Annotated in this window: 16 protein-coding genes and 1 pseudogene; 13 read left to right on the top strand and 4 right to left on the bottom strand. The window is 44.6% G+C overall.

The genetic code is table 11. From position 1 onward, the window contains the following. Window positions 1-35 precede the first annotated feature (35 nt). The 3 genes from VQ00_RS07510 to VQ00_RS07500 all read left to right on the top strand — a co-directional run bounded on the left by VQ00_RS07510 (window position 36) and on the right by VQ00_RS07500 (window position 3,075). Window positions 36-356: a metal-sensitive transcriptional regulator gene (locus VQ00_RS07510; RefSeq protein WP_046179538.1), complete on the top strand. Its 321-nt coding sequence runs from the start codon at window positions 36-38 to the stop codon at window positions 354-356. Window positions 357-373: 17 nt separating this feature from the next. Then, window positions 374-580: a copper chaperone CopZ gene (gene copZ, locus VQ00_RS07505; RefSeq protein WP_046179537.1), complete on the top strand. Its 207-nt coding sequence runs from the start codon at window positions 374-376 to the stop codon at window positions 578-580. A gap of 80 nt (window positions 581-660) precedes the next feature. Next, window positions 661-3,075, top strand: a complete 2,415-nt coding sequence (locus VQ00_RS07500; protein WP_046179536.1) for a heavy metal translocating P-type ATPase — start codon at window positions 661-663, stop codon at window positions 3,073-3,075. 212 nt (window positions 3,076-3,287) lie between these two features. Here VQ00_RS07500 and VQ00_RS07495 read toward each other — a convergent pair whose 3' ends face one another. Continuing rightward, a complete protein-coding gene (locus VQ00_RS07495; RefSeq protein ID WP_046179535.1) occupies window positions 3,288-4,070 on the bottom strand; it encodes a cytochrome c oxidase assembly protein in 783 nt (260 codons plus the stop codon). Further along, window positions 4,060-4,524: a DUF2243 domain-containing protein gene (locus VQ00_RS07490; RefSeq protein ID WP_046179534.1), complete on the bottom strand. Its 465-nt coding sequence runs from the start codon at window positions 4,522-4,524 to the stop codon at window positions 4,060-4,062. The genes VQ00_RS07495 and VQ00_RS07490 overlap by 11 nt, the downstream gene beginning before the upstream one ends. Window positions 4,525-4,717: 193 nt before the next feature. Here VQ00_RS07490 and VQ00_RS07485 point away from each other — a divergent pair, with 193 nt between their 5' ends. From VQ00_RS07485 to VQ00_RS07465, 5 genes are all read left to right on the top strand, one after another. Next, window positions 4,718-5,488, top strand: coding sequence for an alpha/beta hydrolase (locus VQ00_RS07485; protein ID WP_046179609.1), 771 nt, complete (start codon window positions 4,718-4,720; stop codon window positions 5,486-5,488). A 17-nt stretch (window positions 5,489-5,505) separates the two neighbouring features. Further along, window positions 5,506-5,877 carry a hypothetical protein gene (locus VQ00_RS07480; RefSeq protein WP_046179533.1) on the top strand — a complete coding sequence of 124 codons (372 nt, stop codon included), beginning with the start codon at window positions 5,506-5,508 and terminating at the stop codon, window positions 5,875-5,877. A 127-nt stretch (window positions 5,878-6,004) separates the two neighbouring features. Then, entirely contained in the window at window positions 6,005-6,997 is a 993-nt protein-coding gene (locus VQ00_RS07475) for a LacI family DNA-binding transcriptional regulator (RefSeq protein WP_046179532.1), read from the top strand. A gap of 182 nt (window positions 6,998-7,179) precedes the next feature. Beyond that, on the top strand, window positions 7,180-8,856 hold the full coding sequence (locus VQ00_RS07470; protein ID WP_172645551.1) for an alpha-glucosidase: 1,677 nt from the start codon (window positions 7,180-7,182) through the stop codon (window positions 8,854-8,856). Window positions 8,857-8,871: 15 nt separating this feature from the next. Next, window positions 8,872-10,164: an ABC transporter substrate-binding protein gene (locus tag VQ00_RS07465; protein ID WP_046179530.1), complete on the top strand. Its 1,293-nt coding sequence runs from the start codon at window positions 8,872-8,874 to the stop codon at window positions 10,162-10,164. Window positions 10,165-10,337: 173 nt separating this feature from the next. Here the strand turns inward: VQ00_RS07465 and VQ00_RS19510 are convergent, their stop codons facing one another. Further along, complete coding sequence (locus tag VQ00_RS19510) at window positions 10,338-11,075, bottom strand: helix-turn-helix transcriptional regulator (RefSeq protein WP_245618083.1); 738 nt, start codon at window positions 11,073-11,075, stop codon at window positions 10,338-10,340. Between the two features lie 79 nt (window positions 11,076-11,154). Here VQ00_RS19510 and VQ00_RS07455 point away from each other — a divergent pair, with 79 nt between their 5' ends. From VQ00_RS07455 to VQ00_RS07435, 5 genes and pseudogenes are all read left to right on the top strand, one after another. Further along, window positions 11,155-11,520 carry a Gfo/Idh/MocA family oxidoreductase gene (locus tag VQ00_RS07455; protein WP_052728404.1) on the top strand — a complete coding sequence of 122 codons (366 nt, stop codon included), beginning with the start codon at window positions 11,155-11,157 and terminating at the stop codon, window positions 11,518-11,520. Between the two features lie 13 nt (window positions 11,521-11,533). Then, the gene (locus VQ00_RS07450) at window positions 11,534-12,544 is read left to right on the top strand and encodes a Gfo/Idh/MocA family protein (RefSeq protein WP_046179528.1); all 1,011 of its coding nucleotides are present in this window, start codon (window positions 11,534-11,536) and stop codon (window positions 12,542-12,544) included. A gap of 2 nt (window positions 12,545-12,546) precedes the next feature. Continuing rightward, window positions 12,547-13,491: pseudogene (locus tag VQ00_RS19425) on the top strand (sugar phosphate isomerase/epimerase family protein). A gap of 117 nt (window positions 13,492-13,608) precedes the next feature. Beyond that, window positions 13,609-14,454, top strand: coding sequence for a Cof-type HAD-IIB family hydrolase (locus tag VQ00_RS07440; RefSeq protein WP_046179527.1), 846 nt, complete (start codon window positions 13,609-13,611; stop codon window positions 14,452-14,454). A 379-nt stretch (window positions 14,455-14,833) separates the two neighbouring features. Continuing rightward, window positions 14,834-15,256, top strand: a complete 423-nt coding sequence (locus VQ00_RS07435) for a DUF1801 domain-containing protein (protein ID WP_046179526.1) — start codon at window positions 14,834-14,836, stop codon at window positions 15,254-15,256. Between the two features lie 322 nt (window positions 15,257-15,578). Here VQ00_RS07435 and VQ00_RS07430 read toward each other — a convergent pair whose 3' ends face one another. Next, entirely contained in the window at window positions 15,579-15,842 is a 264-nt protein-coding gene (locus tag VQ00_RS07430; protein ID WP_046179525.1) for a heavy-metal-associated domain-containing protein, read from the bottom strand. Window positions 15,843-15,845: the final 3 nt, after the last annotated feature.

Here is a 15,845-nt window from a genome sequence, read left to right as displayed (position 1 = left end):
GGGTATAGTAAATTGTTGTTAAGGAGGCGGATGGGATGGAAGAAATGGACCTTTACGCTTGCGGTTCTCTGTCTGACCGGAAAAGCCATCATTCTGAGGCAACGAAGAAAAACTTGGTGACTCGGCTGAACCGGGTGGAAGGGCAAATCCGCGGCATTAAAGGATTAATTGAAAAAGACGTTTACTGTGACGATATTATTACGCAAATTTCCGCCACACAATCAGCACTAAACAGCGTGGCGAAACTATTGCTTGAAGGCCATTTGAAAAGCTGTGTCGTCGAACGCATTCAAGAAGGCGATGAAGAAATCATCGATGAACTGCTTGTGACGATTCAGCGATTAATGAAAAAATAATGAAGGGAACGATTGGAATGGAACAAACGATATTAAATGTGCAGGGCATGTCATGCGGACATTGTGTAAAAGCGGTAGAAGGAAGCGTCGGCAAACTGGATGGAGTTCAGTCTGTGAGCGTTCATCTGGACGAAAATAAAGTAGATGTTCAATACGACGCCTCAAAAGTAACACTCGATCAAATTAAAGAAACGATTGATGACCAAGGATACGATGTTGTGTAAAAAACAAAAGCGTGCTGATCGATATCAGCACGTTCTTTTCGAACAATTTTATACCCTATATGGGTATGGGAGAGGTTAATATGAGTACCCAAACAAAAGAAACAAATATGCAAATTTCCGGCATGACATGCGCGGCTTGTGCGACCCGGATTGAAAAGGGGCTTAATAAGCTCAATGGTGTGGAGCAGGCAATGGTCAATTTGGCGCTTGAAAAATCAAACGTTACGTATGATCCATCCAAAATAAGCGAAGCGGATTTACAGAAGAAAATAAGCGATCTTGGCTACGACGTCGTGGTGGAAAAAGATGAATTCTCGATTACCGGCATGACGTGTGCCGCGTGCGCAACGCGGATTGAAAAAGGATTAAACAAGCTTGATGGCGTGACGAATGCCAACGTTAATCTTGCATTGGAACGCGCGACAGTCGAATACAACTCTTCTGTTTTATCGGCGGTCGATATTATGAAGAAAGTAGATTCGCTCGGCTACGGTGCGCTGTTAAAAGAAGACAGGGACAAAGAATCCGTTGATTACCGGCAAATAGAAATTAAAAAGCAGACGACAAAGTTTACGATTTCTGCTCTTTTGTCCCTGCCGCTTTTATGGGCGATGGCCGGACACTTTGAGTTTACGTCCGGCCTGTACGTACCGGATCTCTTCATGAATCCGTGGATGCAGCTGGTGCTGGCGACGCCGGTTCAGTTTATCATCGGCAGCCAGTTTTATATCGGGGCATATAAAGCATTAAAAAATAAAAGCGCCAATATGGACGTGCTTGTGGCGCTCGGCACATCTGCCGCTTACTTTTACAGCTTGTACTTATCGTTTCAGTCAATTGGCCATAGCGGTCATGCGCCTGAGCTTTATTATGAAACGAGTGCGATTTTGATTACGCTTATTTTGTTGGGGAAATTGTTTGAAGCAAAAGCGAAAGGCCGGTCGTCGGAAGCGATTAAAAAATTGATGGGCTTGCAGGCCAAAACAGCCATCGTTGAGCGGGATGGCATAGAAATCGAAGTGCCGCTTGAGCAGGTTTTAGAAGGTGACATAGTTCATGTCCGGCCTGGTGAAAAAATCCCTGTCGACGGCCGTGTCATCGAAGGGCAGTCCGCAGTGGATGAATCGATGCTGACAGGTGAAAGTATTCCTATTGATAAAAAGTATGGCGATGATGTTATCGGTGCTACGATCAATAAAAATGGATTTTTGAAAATGGAAGCAACAAAAGTCGGCCGGGATACAGCATTGGCGCAAATTATTAAAACAGTGGAAGAGGCACAAGGATCGAAAGCGCCAATTCAGCGGCTTGCTGATCAAATTTCCGGCATTTTTGTGCCAATTGTCGTCGGTATCGCATTCGTTACATTTCTCGTTTGGTTCCTGCTCGTCGAACCGGGTAATTTCGCCGAAGCACTGGAAAAAATGATTGCGGTTCTTGTGATCGCCTGCCCGTGTGCGCTCGGACTTGCAACACCAACGTCCATTATGGCAGGGTCTGGACGCGCGGCGGAATATGGCATTTTGTTTAAAGGCGGCGAGCATTTAGAAACGGCGCATAAAGTGGATACGATCATTCTTGATAAAACAGGTACCGTCACAAACGGCACCCCGGTTTTAACAAATGTGATTACAAACGAAATAGAGGAAGCAGAACTTCTTGCTTTAACCGGAGCGGCCGAAAAGCAGTCTGAGCACCCGCTTGCCGAAGCGATCGTAACGGGCATTCAGAAAAAGGGCATTACGCTAAAAAAGAGCGAACAATTCGAAGCGATTCCGGGCTTTGGCATTCAATCCGTCGTTGAAGGCAAAGAAGTGCTGGTGGGAACACGCAAGCTCATGAATGAATGGCGCATTGATATTCTTAGCGCGGAAAATCAAATGAACGAGTTTGAAAAAGAAGGGAAAACCGCAATGCTGGTGGCGATTGACGGCCAGTACGCCGGTATTGTCGCGGTAGCGGATACAGTGAAAGATACGTCAAAAGAAGCTGTCCGCCGCTTGAAAGACATGGGTCTTCATGTAAGCATGATGACCGGCGATAACGAACAGACTGCTCAGGCAATTGCCCGCCAGGTCGGCATTGATCACGTCATTGCGGAAGTGCTGCCTGAAGGAAAAGCAGATGAAGTGAAAAAGCTGCAGGAACAAGGCAAACATGTTGCTATGGTCGGTGATGGCATTAACGACGCGCCTGCACTCGCGACAGCTGATATCGGTATGGCAATCGGCACGGGAACAGACGTTGCCATGGAGGCAGCGGACATCACCTTGATCCGCGGCGACTTGAACAGCATTGCCGACGCGATTTACATGAGCAAAATTACGATCCGCAACGTGAAGCAAAACTTGTTTTGGGCGTTCGGCTATAACACGCTCGGCATTCCGATCGCGGCACTTGGATTCCTCGCTCCATGGCTTGCCGGAGCGGCAATGGCGTTCAGCTCTGTGTCGGTTGTGTTAAATGCACTGCGGCTTCAAAAAGTGAAGTTATAAGGAAAAAGGGTGTCCCGAAAGTCAGCTCTGCAGACTTTCGGGACACCCTTTTTGATGAGAACGGCGTAATCTTCTAGAATTTCGGCTCATTTCCCGAAATAGATGGCGCGATACATGTGTTATTGCGCCATCGCAGGTCCGTTTGTCTGTTTGAGGCTCTTTTTTATAAACATATTTATCGGTAAATTACTGATGGATTGCCGGATGAGTGCTTAAGCAAGGGCAGTCCTTGGACGGGCGGCCTTATACCATTGAAAACAAAAGACAACAATAAGTACAAGATCAATGGCATCCCCGCCATAATACATAAGCATACTGCCCGCTTCTGCTTGGACGGCGGGCACCCCTGCAGGCGGATGGACGTAAAGGTATTTCGATAAAATGCCATGTCCGGCCAGCGTGAAAACGAGCACAATAGTCCGGTAAAGAAAACTTCTGCGGTGAGAGACCGGATCGATATACATAATTGAAGCGGTAAACAAGTAACCGGCTAAAAATACGTGTACATGAATAAGAAAATGAAATAGTTGGCTTTCATGCATTAGTGTATACAAACTGGTTGTATAGAGAATCCATAGTCCGCCGACATTTAAGATAGAGGCAGTAACCGGATCAGTCAAGAATCGGGTTGGACGGCTTTTTAAAAGACGTGTGAGGAGCCGCGCCTGCCGGACAGGAATGGTCCGTAAAAGGAGGGTGATTGGCGCCGCCACTACCATTAAAAGCGGTGCCAGCATACCGAGCAGCAGGTGGCCGGCCATATGAGCAGTAAAATCAGTGTGTGCTTTTTCAGCTAAAGGCCCGGCGACTGCTATTAATGCGCACGCAATACCAGCTGTCCAAAGAACCGAACGATAAATGGGCCATACTTTATGAAGATGGCTGAAACGAACGGCAGCCCAAATATATAAAATCAATCCGAACCAAAAAGGCGCTGTTAATAAAAGCGAAGATGCATCTCCAGCAACTGAATGTGTCTGATGGTCAATGCTCATATGAATCACCTTTTCTTGTGCGGATCACAATGAAGGCTCCGATCGTGATCAAGAGGACCGCACTAATATTCCAGATAAGGTCATAAAGCAAAACATTTTCCACATAGCGAATTTGATGAAGCCGCATTAATTTGTGCTGGATAATTCCGTCATATAGCTGAAACAAACCGGCCCCAAGCAGTAAACCGCCAAACCATCTTTTCAGCCAAAGGGCATTTCGACGCCGAAGATCCGCGAATAAAAACAATCCGCCCACTGTTGCAAACCAGCTAAACGCATGAAAGAATCCATCTGAGACGAGTCCAGCGTTAGTTGTGGATTTGTCATAGAAATGATGCCAATGAAGCAATTGGTGAAAGACCGTTTCATCAAAAAAAGCAACAAAACCAACCCCAAACAAAAAGCCAGACCATAAATTACGCGCCGGATAGTGAATTTGATTTTTATCAATCATTGTACACGCCCCTTTCGACCCTCCATGAGTTAAATAAACATGCTTTTGTTTTACCCACAAGCCGAAAGTTGCATTCCAATATGAAGAAAAAATTCTTTTTTCCGCAAATGAACGTATTTCTTCGGATGATGAATAGAGAATGATATAATAGAAATATTCTGAAATATTATGAGGTAGTAAAAGGATGGAGAAAATGGCCCTTATTCAATGTCAATTTTATTCTGAGGTATTAAATTTAAGCACGTCCATGACTGTTATTCTTCCACAGCAAACCAACTCACAAATTGGAATGCAAAATAAAAAAGCTGGTGATAAGCATCAGACGCTCTATTTGCTTCATGGATTAAGTGATGATGATACGATTTGGACGCGCCGGACATCGATCGAACGGTATGTGGCGCCGCTAGGGCTCGCTGTCGTGATGCCGCAAATGCACCATAGCTTTTATGCCGATATGAAATACGGAAATCGGTATTGGACTTTTTTAACGGAAGAATTGCCGGCAGTAGCGCGGTCGTTTTTCCCGTTGTCTGATGCACGGGAAGATAATTTTGTGGCAGGGCTTTCAATGGGAGGATACGGTGCGTTCAAATGGGCGCTGTCCCGGCCGGAGCAATTTAGCGCGGCAGCGAGTTTGTCCGGCGCGGTAGATATTGTAAGCAGAGTAAGCGCAGGGGATCGCGATCGCGTTTTCCAGCTTGTATTCGGCGATGAGGACATTTCCGGCACAGAGCATGATCTGTTTAAATTAATAGAAAAATCCCAGCAAGCTGAACAAAAGCCGATGCTGTATCAATGCTGCGGTACAGAGGACTTTCTTTATGAAGATAACGTCCGTTTTAAGGAAGCAGGCGAAAAGACGGCATATGAATTAACGACTCAATTTGAATCAGGAGAGCACGAGTGGGGCTATTGGGACCGAAAGATTCAAGATGTGCTCAACTGGCTGCCATTAAAAAAATAAATTCTTTGGGAGGCAATATGTCAACGATACGAATTATAACCGGAATTTGGAGAAAGCATGAAGAAACGAATGAAAAACCGAAAGAGCCGGCACTCAAAACCCGCTATTACCGAAAAAGCCGGGAATCGCTGATCAACGATATTAAAAAAGTAGTGCAGGACGGCAAGCTTGGCGGGTGGATTGTAGAGAATGAAGATGTGGCGCGCGGTGAGATCATGCTCACGAAAGGACCGTATGGAATGGTTGTGACCATTTATAAGCTGACACCTATGCGCTCTGCGATTGACGTGTACTGCTCAAAAGACGGGATGCTCGGTGACTTCGGCAACAGCTACCGCTACATTCTCGAATTTTTTAAAGCGCTTCGGACGGAAGCGGAACCGGAATAATCGTATGACAAACAGCCAGGAGCTTATTCTGGCTGTTTTTTTCGTAATAAGCTTGCGTTTAAATTTGATTAAACGCTACAATGTATGAAATCAGTTTCACATCTTATAAAGAGAAGGGGTGAAAAGAATGGCGACGATTATGGATGTAGCCAAATTATCGGGCTTATCAAAAACGACGGTATCACGCGTCATCAACAATCACGCATACGTATCAGAAGAAAAACGGACGCTTGTGCTAAAAGCGATGGAGGAGCTGGATTATTATCCAAATCCGGCCGCCAGAAGGCTGAGAGGACAATTGACGACAACGATCGGGGTCGTCGTTCCGAAAATCATCAACCCTTTTTTCGCTTATTTAGTGGATGCGATTGAGCAGGCTGCTTATAAAAACGGCTATCAGGTCATGATTTTTCAAAGTAATGAAGACCGGACAAAAGAATTATCTTTTTTAAATTTGCTGAAAACGAAACAAGTGGATGGAATCATTATGACAGCGATCGAAAATGACTGGAAAGCAGTAGAACCCTTTACAAAGTACGGACCGATTGTACTGTGCAATGAATACATCAATGAGCCCACAGTGCCGATTGTTAGACTTGACCAATTTAAAGGAACGTATTTGGGTATAAAACATTTGATTGAAAAAGGGCATCGGAAAATTGCGTATTGTACAGGCGGTCTCTTTGCGGAAGAAGGGAAAGACAAGGACCGTAACCGCGGCTATCAAAAAGCGATGGGAGAAGCAGGAATTACGGTAAATCCAAATTGGATTTTCGTTGATCGCCACACCATTGAAGATGGTAAGCATGTGCTTAAAAACGTACTTGAAATGGATGACCGGCCGACAGCTGTCTTCACTGGCAGCGACGAGATTGCCGCGGGGATGATCGCAGAAGCGAATGAGCAAGGGATAGACATCCCAGGGGATATAGCGATTATAGGATTTGACGACCAGCCTCTTGCGGAGTTAATCAGTCCAAAACTGACAACTGTCAGACAGCCGGTCGATCAAATGGGGGAAAAAGCAGCAGAGGTTATTATTAACAGGCTGCACGATGAAAACGCTGAAATATGCCACTATGAATTGCCAATTGAAGTCATTGTGCGGCAGTCTACCTGAAATTGTGAGAAATATATTTCTCACAATTTTTTAAAATTAGGGTTGAAACCGATACCATATATGAATTATAATGAGTTAAATCTTAATTATTAACTTTTTACATTTTATAGAAAAAATCCTGCGTTAATTTTTTTAACCCTTTATGGAATCGATACCACACGCGAGGAATAAGGAGAATGCATATGGCTCAACAACCGATAGCGGAAGCCTTTACGACCACAAAAAGAAGTTGGTGGGAAAAATCAATTGTGTATCAAATTTATCCGAAAAGCTTTTATGATTCCAACCAGGATGGTATTGGCGATTTACAGGGCGTCATTCAAAAGTTGGATTACTTGCAGGAAATCGGCATTGATGTGATCTGGCTGAGTCCGGTTTACACGTCCCCTATGGATGATAACGGCTATGATATTTCTGATTATCAAGGGATCGCGGAAGAATTCGGAACGATGGAAGACATGGAGCAGCTTATTGCAGAAGCAGACAGACGCGGCATGAAACTGATTATGGATCTGGTTGTGAATCACACATCCGATGAGCACCCGTGGTTTGCCGAATCAAGAACGAATAAGCTTCATCCACAGCGGGATTGGTATATATGGAAGGACAGAAATGAGAATGGCGGTCCGCCGAATCAATGGCAGTCCGTTTTCGGCGGCTCCTGCTGGGAATATGAACCGGTGACAGATCAATATTACATGCATACGTTTTCGAAAAAACAGCCGGATTTAAACTGGGAGAATCCACAGCTTCGCCAGGCGGTCTATGACATGATTCACTGGTGGATAGAAAAAGGCATTGCCGGCTTTAGAGTGGACGCCATTACATTTATCAAGAAAGTGTTTGATGCGGCCGGGCATGAAGTGGGTGTCGTGAAAGCAAACCAGAAAGGTGTCCAGACATTTTTAACAGAGTTAAGCAATCAATCCTTTCGCCCATATGATTTGTTAACGGTGGCAGAAGCACCTGGTGTAACGCTTGAGCAATTATCTTCTTATGTCGGGGAAGACGGATATTTCAGCATGCTGTTTGAATTCGATCATGTGGACCTTGATTTAGGAAAAGATGGACTGTGGTTCAAGCCGAAAAAGTGGGAATTAAGTGATTTCAAAAAAGCCATTTCGAATAGCCAAAAGATTTTTAATCGGCAAGGATGGGGCGCACTTTATTTAGAAAACCATGATCAGCCGCGTTCCCTCAGCAAGTTTATCGAACCGGATGGGATTGGGCCGGTGTCGGCAAAAATGCTGGCGACCGTTTATTTCTTGTTAAAAGGAACACCATTTATTTATCAAGGGCAGGAGCTTGGGATGACGAACACGGCATTTGCATCGGTTGAATCATTTAACGACCTTGCGTCCATTGACCAATATCATTCCGCTTTAAAAGAAGGATTTTCGGAAGCGGATGCATTGACAGCTGTGGGAAATAGGAGCCGCGACAACGCGCGGACGCCAATGCAGTGGAATGATACCGAAAATGCGGGATTTTCTAAAGAAAAGCCCTGGCTGGCTGTTAACGACAATTATTCAGTGGTCAATGCAGAGCACCGAAACGACCCGGAATCCGTCTTTTCTTACTACCAGCAACTCATCCACCTCCGGAAAAACAGTGACTACGCCGATGTTTTAACATATGGGCAGTATGAGGAAGTACTCGAGAATCATCCGGACGCGATAGCGTACATCCGGCGTGATGAAACAAAATCCATAGCGGTTATCGCCAATTTTAAAAACAAGAATGTAAAAATTGATCTTCCATTTGGAGTGAAAAACGTCATCTTAACGAACGATTCAGTTACAGAAAAATTCGATGCCTTGAAGCCATACGAATGTGCTGTGCTTGAACTGCTTAACTAAAAAGGGGGAATTTATATGTTTAATAAAAAGACATTCATGCTGTCATCTGCTTTATTGTTAGGTCTCACTGGCTGTTCAACGAGCAATACTGATCAAGGAAGCTCATCAGATGATGCAGCGAACACAGATCAGATTACCGTAAATGTGTATCAAGGAAAAGTAGAATTTAAAACGCAATTTGAAGAATTGGCAGCGGCATATGAAGAAGAAAATCCTGATGTGAATATTAACGTAGAAACGGTCGGTGGCGGAAGTGACTACGCAGGGACACTGAAAGCCAAATTTGCTTCAGGAGATGAGCCGACGATTTACACGATAGCGGGACAAGTGGACATTGACCAATACCGCGACCGTTTAACGGACTTGAATGATACGGAAGCGGCTGGTCTGGCACTTGACGGAACGCTTGACGGCGTTACGCGCGACGGCGAAGTACTCGGGATGCCGGTCAACTTGGAAGGCTACGGGCTCATTTATAATAAAAACGTATTTGAAGAAGCAGGCGTAGACGCAGCTTCTATTAAAACAATGGATGATTTAGCAAAAGCAGCAAAAAAAATTGACAGTAAAAAAGAGGATCTGGGTCTTGATGCAGTGTTTGCGTTAGCGGCGAAAGAAAAATGGGTACCGGGCAACCATGGTTCCAATGTGTTTCTCGCACCGGATTTTAACAATGACCCGTTTAAGGCATACGAAGCAAAAGAAGTGCCGTTCGGGCATGGTGACGAGTTCAAACAATATTTAGACCTGCAAAATCAATATTCGGTCCAGCCGGTTAATAACCTTGATTACTCCCAGCAGGTAGAAGAACTATTTTCAACTGGCCGCGTGGCGATCATTCAGCAGGGCAACTGGATTTATCCAACTGTTGAAGGCATGGATCCTGAACTTGCGGAATCAGGTATGGGCATTATGCCGATTCCGGTGAATGGAGAAACGAAAATGCCGGTCGGCGTACCAAGCTATTATGTTGTGAATAAAAAATCAGAAGAAGAACAGCAGCAAGCTGCAAAAGACTTTATTGATTGGATGTACACATCGGATGTGGGAAAAGAAACGGTTCTGTCCGAGTTTAAATTTATTCCGGCTTACGAAGGCTATGACGCAGAAGGCATTGCCGATCCGCTTTCAAAAGAAATTTATCAATACTCGCAAGATGGAAACACTTCTGCTTGGGTATTCCCGAACTACCCTGTCGGCTGGAGTGATCAGCTTGGCGCTGAAATTCAGAAATATTTTGCAGAAGAAGCTACATGGGATGAAGTAGTGAAAAATATGCAAAGTGAATGGGCGAAAGCGCGTCAATAAGAGTGAGAGAGAAGTATCCCGGAGTCTTTTGACTTCGGGGATTTTTTGTTTCGGTGCATTTCTCGGAAATACGGCGTGATAACGAGTGGTTATAGCGCCGTATCAGTGGAATCACGCCATAGAGATAAGTTATTGTGCCGAGCTTTTACCAAATCGCGCTAAAACAATGCATGCTAATTTATTTGATAATGCACTTTCTTATTTTTCCGAAACTGCAGTGGAGACGTGTTCATGATGGTACGAAATGTCCGGCTGAAGTGGCCGGTTGACGAAAAGGACAAGTGCTGGCTGATGCTTTCAATGGACAGGTCGGTTTCTAATAAAAGCTGTCGAGCTTCACGAATGCGAATCCGAATTAGATAATCAGATGGAGACATGCCATATGTTTTTTTAAAGCATTGGGACAAATACGACCGGTGAAAATTTAATACTTTTGCCAAATCGGCAATTTTTACAATGCTTGTTACATGCTGTTCCAGCCAATGTGCTGCTTCATGTGCGGCTTTCATTTGGGAAGGTGCCACCTCCGTTTCGTTGAGCCGTCCGTGAGACAGAAAATGCTCGGCCAGGATGCTGATCAGCTCAATTACTTTTGAGTGCAGGCGGAGCGTATTAACTGCTGAATGCATGTTTTTCAAATAATCTTCCTGCACGAGGTCAGGGTTCTTTTTTTGCGGATGTATGCTGAAGAAAGCGATGAAATCAGACACCCAGTGGGCAATCGCGTCTTGTTCTTCACATCGAATCACAGGTTCTTTTGCCAATTGAAACACGGAATGAATTTCCTTCATCTCTACTTCAAAATGAAAAACCAGATATTCCGTATCTTGATAGGAGAAGGATGAATGAAACAAATCCGGCTTTACAATGACCGAATCACCCGGCTTTAACATGTAAGCTGTGCCATTGATCCATTGCTCTATTTCTCCCGAAACACAATAAATAAATTCAAAAAATGAATACGGCGATGCGGATCAGGCGATCACGTATATGGAATTTGATTCAGGTGCGACGGGAGACATCGAATCCAGCCGGACTTCCCCATATGGGTTTGATATCGGCTGTGAAATTATCGGAACAGAAGGCGCGATTCAAATTCCATCGATCCGCTCACGTGAAGCGCTGCTTTTAAACGCTTCCGGAAGACATGAACTCGGACCAAATTTCCCGCCGTCGATGGTAGAGTCGTATAAGGCGGAAATTATTCAATTTATCAATTCCATCCAGCAGAGAAGTCCATCCGCTTGCAGTGAAGAAGATGGTAAAGCAGCGCTCGCAACGGCCATTGCCGCGACAGAATCGTTTAAAATCGGTCAGGCTTTTCAAGTAGACGGCACGTCATTGGTGCAAAAATAAAGGAGTGTTTTAGATGACAAAAATCGTTCGCTGGGGAATCTTAAGCACGGCGCAAATTGCGCAGGAGGAATTGCTTCCGGCATTTAAACACGCAAAAAATGCAAATGTGACGGCGATCGCAAGCGCAAATCCGAAAGTAAGCGGCATTGCAGAGAAATTTAACATTCCGGTCGTGTATAGCACATATGAAGAGCTGCTCGATGATCCGGACATTGACGCGGTCTACATCCCGCTTCCAAACGCGCTTCACGCCGAATGGGTGAAAAAAGCGGCACAAAAAGGCAAGCGCGTTTTTTGTGAGAAGCCAGGTGCTTTAACAGCGGCAGAAGCAAAAGAAATGATTGATGTGTGCAAAGAGAATAATGTGATGTTTTTAGAAGCGTTTATGTATCAGTTCCATCCGCAGCACCAGCGGGTAAAAGAGATTGTCGCTTCCGGTGAAATTGGCGAAGTAAAGTCAATGCGCGTCAGCCTATCCTTTTTTCTTGGTGATCAAGGAGAGAACATTCGGATGAATCAAGCGCTCGGCGGCGGTGCTTTGTATGACGTTGGCTGTTACTGTGTTCATTCGATCCGAAATCTGCTTGGAGCCGAGCCTGCTCGCGTGTTTGTCTCCACTCAAAACGATGCAAACAATCAAGTGGATCTTTCAGCGGCCGGAATTCTTGAGTTTGACAACGGTATGACCGCTGTCTTTGATACGGCGATGAACCGGACACGCACCGGGGAATATGAATTAATCGGAACAAAAGGGACGATCCGTGTACCGCGTGCGTATATACCACATATGTTTAATGGCGAAGGGCATGTAATTGTCACAAATGAATCAGGCGACTACCGGACCGAGCATCTTTACGGGCATCAATACACGCTTGAAGTAGAGTCTTTCTCTCAGTGGGTACTGGAAGGACAGCAGCGGGAGAGCGTGATGGAAAATACAATTCATAATATGAATGTTCTTGACGCCTGCTTTGAATCCGTCAAACAAAAAACATTCGTCGACGTTGCGCGTTTGGAGGGCTGACGATGCGTTTATGTTTAATGACGGATTCGCTTGGTGCTTTGCCATTTGAAGAGATGCTGCACACATCGAAATCGCTCGGCTATGAATCAGTGGAAATCGCGACCGGCAACTGGTCTACCGCGCCGCATTTGGACTTGGACGCGCTGCTGGAAGGCGAAAAAAAGCGAAATGAATTTATAGAAACGATGGAAAAAGCCGGGCTTCAGCTGGAAGCATTAAATTGCTCCGGCAGCCAGCTCGCGCCAAATGAAGAAGGGAAAGCCCATCAGCTTGTTGTGGAAAAAACACTCAAGCTGGCGGAACAGCTGAATGTCAAAAAAATCATTATGATGTCCGGCCTGCCTGGAGGAAATCCAAACGACACATCACCTAACTGGATTACAACCAGCTAGCCGCCAATTAACACAGAGATGCTGAATTGTCAGTGGAATGAGGTGGCTTTTCCATATTGGGAGCAGACCGTAAAGAGAGCGAATGAACATGGCATTGATCAAATTGCCCTTGAAAATCACGGCAGCCAGCTCATATACAACCCGTCGACACTGCACAGATTACGAAATACGGTTGGCAAAGTAATCGGCGCCAATTTCGACACAAGTCACTTGTTTTGGATGGGCGGCGATCCGATTTTAGCCGCAAGAGAACTCGGCGACGCCATCTATCATATTCACGCGAAAGACGTCCGCATCGAGCGCGGCCTCGCCGGCATCGACGGTGTGCTCGATACGAAAATGACCGACCGTTTTGCGGAGCGCTCATGGAACTTCGTCGCGCTTGGTTACGGACATGAACGCCACTGGTGGAGCGAATTTTTCGCTGTCGTCAACATGCTCGGCTACGACGGGCCGATCAGCCTTGAGAACGAAGACGCCGCCATGCCGGCTTTAACAGCGGTTCGGAAATCAACACAGTTATTAAAAGAAACGATACCGAGAGATTTTGAATAAAAGAAATGATGTCCGCAGCTTACTAAGCTGCGGATTTTTTAAAAATCAAAATAGTAGACATTCTTATAGATAAAAAGTACATAATAAAGAAGGAATACATAACTTCGAGGTGATCTAATGACGCACAAAGCAATTGTCCTGGATTTGGACGGAACAACACTGACGGAATTTAATACGGTCAACGACACACTGACAGAGTATGTAAAAGAACTCCGAGAGCGCGGAGTCCTTGTTTTCATTGCGACCGGCCGAACATTAAAAGAAGCAAGAGATGTACTGCCGTCAGACTTTCATGTTGATGGAACGGTAACGGCAAACGGGATGTCTGCTTTTTTAGGAGAAGATCAAATTTCCGGTCATGCACTTTCTTCTGATTTGGTGGAGAAGCTCGCGGTAAAAGCAGGCGAGTGGGGCATTTATTACGAAATTCACCCGAATGATGGAGGTCGGATTGCATTGAAAACTGATCGTTCATTTATGACGAAAGCCGCCACACAACCAAAGCCGGAGACGGTGCATGAAAATGAATGGCTTTCGCGTCAGGAAGCCGTTCAGTCAAAAATTCACTGGACAGACGAGCTGCAAACAGAAAACGTGGCAAAAATTTATTTTTTCAGCCGCGATAAACAGGCGATGGAGCAATGGAAAGCGGAGTTGGAACAGGTAAAAGAACGCATTGCCTTCACGACCGCTTCTTCTACGCATCATAACGTGGAAGTAACGGTGGATGGGGTGTCAAAAGCGACTGGTATCACTCAATTGCTGGATCGTTTCAACTTGAAAAAAGAAGAGATCATGGCGGTTGGAGACGGGGAAAACGACCTGCCTTTATTTAAGCTCGTCGGTCACTGTGTCGCCATGAAAAACGCGACCGGCTTTGTGAAAGAGCAAGCCGATGAAGTAACCGAGTTTTCGTATAAAGAGGACGGATTGTATCATTTTTTAAAGAAGACTTTTGGCTGAAGATATATTGTTTAAATGCTTAATCCCGGTCTCCGCGTGAGGACCGGTTTTTTTAGTTTGAAGGAGTTACGGTATCTTGCTTTTTCATTCTTTCCCTGCTTTATCTTAAAGATTTCGGTGTATAGTAAACGAAGAGGGGAACGTTATGGGAACGAGAAAACGGACGATTCCAGTTGGATCGCTATACATTACGAAGAGCCGGTTAAACTTTTTTTGCTTGAACTGGAGTCGATGGATAGGATGAACTAAATTGGTCGATAAATTCAGCTGGAATGTTGATCACAAAGACCAGTTATCATAAAATGATCTTAAGTGATCAGGCCCATGCTCCTCAAGAGGACTGGGCTGTTTTTATTTTATAAAAAAGGAGCCTGCCACCATGTATGAGCTAAAGACAAAAGAAAAGGATAACAGTGTCATTGAGTTTATTGAACAGGTTGAGAGCCCCAAGAAACGTGAGGATGCTTATAAGCTGCTGGATATTTTCACAGAAACAACAGGTTATGAGGCAAAGATGTGGGGTCCCAGTATTATTGGATTCGGTTCATATCATTATAAATATGAATCCGGTCATGAGGGCGATGCGCCACTGGTCGGCTTTTCGCCTCGGAAAGCAAAAATCAGTTTATATTTTGCGACGGGTGATGCAAAACGTGGGGAACTGTTAAAGAATTTTGGGAAACATACAACTGGAAAAGCCTGTGTGTATATTAATAAAGTGGAGGATATTGAGGTGGGTGTTTTAAAAGAGTTAATTCATCAATCTATATCATTTTTACAAGAAACATACCCGGATCATTAAGCATACAGTGATGTTTCTTCTTCAAAACGGTTGTTGTAAAATGCAAAGCTGCTATTTTACAATATAATAACCATGTAAATTGAAGGTGACGGTTTGAAACGAATTCATTACAGCTGGGTTGTTTAACATGTTCAATTCGTACACATGAGCGTTTTTTGTGCGGTGGCGAGTTTGTTTTTCCTGTTGATTAAAAAAGAAAAACGGCGCTCTTTAATCGAGCGCCGTTTTTCTTTCTTCTCTGCAATTTTCACATATATGCAAAATTTTCGAAGGATTTTCTTCATTGTCTAACTCTGTTGCTTCATTAATTGAGCCGCAGATTTCACATACTTTCATTAGATTCATTTCCTTCCTTCACATTTAATTTATCACGGTCATCCGAGTAGATAGGAAAACCTGAATCGATAATGGCTTGCTCAAAATCATGGAAAGAAGCCATTCGTTCATCATACGTAAACACGGCTTCCTTTTTTTCCAAATTGATTTCCGCCTGGTTGATTCCCCAAACAGCAAGAATGGCATTAAGTACGGCATCTGCATCTTTCATGCTGTGCATATCTTTAACAACGATGTTACTGGATTGCACGTT

The organism is Domibacillus tundrae, from assembly GCF_000970675.1.
GTDB lineage: Bacteria > Bacillota > Bacilli > Bacillales > Domibacillaceae > Domibacillus > Domibacillus tundrae.
The sequence above is the reverse complement of the archived record's forward strand: the minus strand, read 5'-3'. Positions and strand labels throughout refer to the sequence as shown.

What these genes read in the sequence shown, in the direction of transcription:
- VQ00_RS07510 (WP_046179538.1), top strand. Translation starts at nt 36, where the DNA reads ATGGAAGAAATGGACCTTTACGCTTGCGGTTCTCTGTCTGACCGGAAA.
- copZ (WP_046179537.1), top strand. Translation starts at nt 374, where the DNA reads ATGGAACAAACGATATTAAATGTGCAGGGCATGTCATGCGGACATTGT.
- VQ00_RS07500 (WP_046179536.1), top strand. Translation starts at nt 661, where the DNA reads ATGAGTACCCAAACAAAAGAAACAAATATGCAAATTTCCGGCATGACA.
- VQ00_RS07495 (WP_046179535.1), bottom strand. Translation starts at nt 4,070, where the DNA reads ATGAGCATTGACCATCAGACACATTCAGTTGCTGGAGATGCATCTTCG.
- VQ00_RS07490 (WP_046179534.1), bottom strand. Translation starts at nt 4,524, where the DNA reads ATGATTGATAAAAATCAAATTCACTATCCGGCGCGTAATTTATGGTCT.
- VQ00_RS07485 (WP_046179609.1), top strand. Translation starts at nt 4,718, where the DNA reads ATGGCCCTTATTCAATGTCAATTTTATTCTGAGGTATTAAATTTAAGC.
- VQ00_RS07480 (WP_046179533.1), top strand. Translation starts at nt 5,506, where the DNA reads ATGTCAACGATACGAATTATAACCGGAATTTGGAGAAAGCATGAAGAA.
- VQ00_RS07475 (WP_046179532.1), top strand. Translation starts at nt 6,005, where the DNA reads ATGGCGACGATTATGGATGTAGCCAAATTATCGGGCTTATCAAAAACG.
- VQ00_RS07470 (WP_172645551.1), top strand. Translation starts at nt 7,180, where the DNA reads ATGGCTCAACAACCGATAGCGGAAGCCTTTACGACCACAAAAAGAAGT.
- VQ00_RS07465 (WP_046179530.1), top strand. Translation starts at nt 8,872, where the DNA reads ATGTTTAATAAAAAGACATTCATGCTGTCATCTGCTTTATTGTTAGGT.
- VQ00_RS07455 (WP_052728404.1), top strand. Translation starts at nt 11,155, where the DNA reads ATGGAATTTGATTCAGGTGCGACGGGAGACATCGAATCCAGCCGGACT.
- VQ00_RS07450 (WP_046179528.1), top strand. Translation starts at nt 11,534, where the DNA reads ATGACAAAAATCGTTCGCTGGGGAATCTTAAGCACGGCGCAAATTGCG.
- VQ00_RS07440 (WP_046179527.1), top strand. Translation starts at nt 13,609, where the DNA reads ATGACGCACAAAGCAATTGTCCTGGATTTGGACGGAACAACACTGACG.
- VQ00_RS07435 (WP_046179526.1), top strand. Translation starts at nt 14,834, where the DNA reads ATGTATGAGCTAAAGACAAAAGAAAAGGATAACAGTGTCATTGAGTTT.